This is a genomic window from Streptomyces sp. CT34, assembly GCF_000805335.1.
Taxonomy (GTDB): Bacteria; Actinomycetota; Actinomycetes; order Streptomycetales; family Streptomycetaceae; genus Streptomyces.
This window is the reverse complement of sequence record NZ_KN708638.1, coordinates 1050199-1053291: the sequence shown is the minus strand read 5'-3', so window position 1 is coordinate 1053291 and position 3093 is coordinate 1050199. Positions and strand designations below refer to the sequence as shown.

Here is a 3093-nt window from a genome sequence, read left to right as displayed (position 1 = left end):
TCCCGGGGCCGAGCCCGCCGCGGCCGGCTCGGCGGGCAGCTCCCAGGCGGCCACCTGCCGGACGTCCAGCTCCCGGGTCCGCACCAGCAGCAGCGCCGCGTCATCCGGCGCCGCCCCGCCCGGCAGCAGCTCCGCCAGCGTCCGGTCGCACAGCTCCTCCAGTGGCCGCCGGTTCTCCCGCAGTACCCCGCCGAGCAGGCCCAGCCCGGCGTCGAAGTCCCGGTCGCGGGCCTGGAGGAGACCGTCGGTGAACAGGGCGAGCAGACTGCCCACCGGCAGCTCGGTCTCCCAGCTCTCGAACGGCAGGCCGCCCAGCCCGAGCGGTGGGCCGGCCGGCAGATCCGGGAACGTCACCCGGCCGTCGGGGTCCACCACCGCCGGCGGCGGATGCCCCGCGCGCGCCATCGTGCAGCGCCGCGACACCGGGTCGTACACCGCATACAGGCAGGTCACCCCGGTCGCCATATCGTCCGGTCCGGTCCGTGCCGGCTCGCCGGCCGCGCGCTCCTCCGGTGGCTGCCCCACCAGGTCGTCCAGCCGGCTGAGCAGTTCGTCGGGCGCCAGGTCCAGCCGCGCCAGCGCCCGTACGGTCGTCCGCAGCCGCCCCATCGTGGCCGCCGCCTGGAGGCCGTGGCCGACCACGTCGCCCACCACCAGGCCGACCCGGGTCCCGGACAGGCCGATGACGTCGAACCAGTCGCCGCCGACCCCGGCCCGGTCGTCGCTCGGCAGATACCGGTAGGCCATGTCGACCGCCGACTGGGCGGGCAGGCGCTGCGGCAGCAGATTGCGCTGGAGGGTCAGGGCCGCGGCGTGCTCCCTGGCGAAGCGGCGGGCGTTGTCCAGCGACACCGCGGTGCGGAGGACCAGCTCGTCGGCGAGATCGATCTCCCCGCTGTCGAAGACCGCGGGCCGCGCGGCGCGGGAGAAGGTGACCAGCCCCATCTGCCGCCCGCCGGTCCGCAGCGGTACGACCATGGTCCGCTCGTCGCGGATCATCCCGCCCGAGGACAGGCTCCGGTACTGGAGCGTGCCCGGCCGGTACACCACCGGGTACGGCGCACGCGGCGGTCCCTCCGGCCGGTCGGCCGCGGAACGGGCCGCCACCCGCACCAGCGCCGGCACCCCGCTCTCGCCCGGCTCCGGATCACCGCCCGCCAGCACGGACCGCACCAGGTCGACGGTCACCTCGTCGGCGAACTCCGGCACCGCGACCTCGGCGACCTCGCGCGCGGTGACGGTCATGTCGAGCGTGGTGCCGATCCGGCTGCCGGCCTCCACCAGGAGGTTCAGCCGGCGCTGCGCCCGATAGCGGTCGGTGATGTCGAAGGAGTCCTCGCACACCCCCAGCACCCGGCCGTCCGGATCCTGCAACCGGTAGTACGAGCAGGACCACACGTGCTCGGTGCCCGGGTCGGTCGGCTGCTCGCCCACGAAGTGCAGATCGACGATCGCCTCACCGGTCGCCAGCACATGGTGCATCACCGCGTCCAGCCCGTGCGGATACCCCTCCGTCACGAACGCGCCCGGATACAGCTCGTCCGCCCGCTTGCCGATCAACTGCCACAGCGGCAGCCCGATCTCCCGCCCGTACGAGGCGTTGAACCACGTCAGCCGGAGATCGCCGTCGTAGATCGCCAGCCCCACCGGCGACCGGGTGGCCAGCCCGTGCAGCATCGCCTGCCGCGACTCCCACTTCCGTAGGCTCTCCAGCGCCGCCGCCACCAGCACCCGGGCCGGCCGCGCCCCGTCGACCGAGGCCGCGGCGGCCGGCGGGACGTCGTGCAGCGCGCACACCGTGATCGCCACCGGCAGTGCCCGGCCGTCCGCGTGCCGCGCCGTACGGACCTCGATGTCCCGCCCCGGCAGCGGCGCCTCCCCGGCCGTCCCGGGCGATGCCGACGGCAGGAACGTCGCCACCGGCTGCCCGACGATGTCCTCCGGCGCATAGCCCAGCAACTCGCGGGCGGCCGGGCTCCACCCGATGACCCGACCCCGGGCGTCCAGAACCGCCGTGGCCGCTCTGGTGACGTCGAGGGGACCACGGAAGTCGGCGCTCTCCGCCGCGCTCCATGCGTTCATGGCATCTGTCCAGCCCGGTTCGGTCCTTCCAGCATCGAGCCGGGGCCGGACCCGCACAACCGGCCCGGCCCTGAGCGGGCGACCACCGGGCCGCGGCCGTCCCTTGGTGCGGGCCCGGCGGGTCGCTGGCACAGTGGGGAGGGGCGCCGGCCCGCGGTCACGCCGGCCGGTCGGGCAGAACCGAGCAGCTGGAGGCAGATGGCCATGCCGTCCCCACGCTCCACCACTCCGGTACGCGGCGCGCCCTGCTGGGTGAGTCTGATGACCCGCGATCTGCGGGCCGCGCAGGCGTTCTACGGCCCCGTGCTGGACTGGCGGTTCCGCCCGGCCAGCCTGGGGGAGGAGTTCTCGGTCGCGCTGCTGGACGGGCAGCCGGTCGCCGGAATCAGCGCGCTGGCGCCCAGCTTTCAGGTCCCGGTGGCCTGGACCGCGTACTTCGCCGTGGAGAGCGCCGACGACACCGCCGCGCGGATCCGGGAGCGCGGCGCCACCGTGGCGGTCGGGCCCCTGAAGCTGGGCCCGGGCCGGGCCGCCCTCGGCGCCGACCGGGACGGTGCCGCCTTCGGCTTCTGGGAGGGCCACACCATGGCCTGGTCGGTGGGCGTGGGCAGCGCGCCGGCGGTCCTGGAGCTGCGCACCCGGGACGCGTTCGCCGCCGCCATCTTCTACGCGGAGGTCTTCGACTGGGCGTCCGAGCGGCCGGGCGGCTGCCAGGTGACGTACGAGCACGACCAGGTGGTCGTCCACGACGGCACGCACACCGTCGCGCTGCTGCGCGGCGGCGGTGTCGAGGCGGCGCCGGACCCCCGGGTGCGCCCGCAGTGGCATGTGCACTTCCGGGTGCGGGACATCGGGGCGGTGCGCGATGCGGCGCTGGCCGCCGGCGGCACCGCCACGCCGGTGACCGCCACCCGGGACGGTACGGGCAGCCAGGCGCTGATCCGCGACCCCGACGGGGGCCTGTTCACGGTGACGTCCCCCATTCCGGTTCCGGTCTGAGGCAGGAGAACT

The 3093-nt window shown here is 75.4% G+C and carries 2 protein-coding genes; one reads left to right on the top strand and one right to left on the bottom strand.

All coding sequences use genetic code 11. From position 1 onward, the window contains the following. Positions 1-2082, bottom strand: a 2082-nt coding sequence (locus RZ84_RS04755) for a SpoIIE family protein phosphatase (RefSeq protein ID WP_241777577.1), incomplete at its 3' end; no start/stop codon positions are given. Between the two features lie 204 nt (positions 2083-2286). Between RZ84_RS04755 and RZ84_RS04750 the strand changes: the two genes are divergently transcribed. Then, on the top strand, positions 2287-3081 hold the full coding sequence (locus RZ84_RS04750; protein ID WP_043269180.1) for a VOC family protein: 795 nt from the start codon (positions 2287-2289) through the stop codon (positions 3079-3081). Positions 3082-3093 lie beyond the last annotated feature (12 nt).

Bases quoted from the DNA above. Each gene is read 5' to 3' on its own strand.
- RZ84_RS04750 (WP_043269180.1), top strand. From the start codon at position 2,287: ATGCCGTCCCCACGCTCCACCACTCCGGTACGCGGCGCGCCCTGCTGG.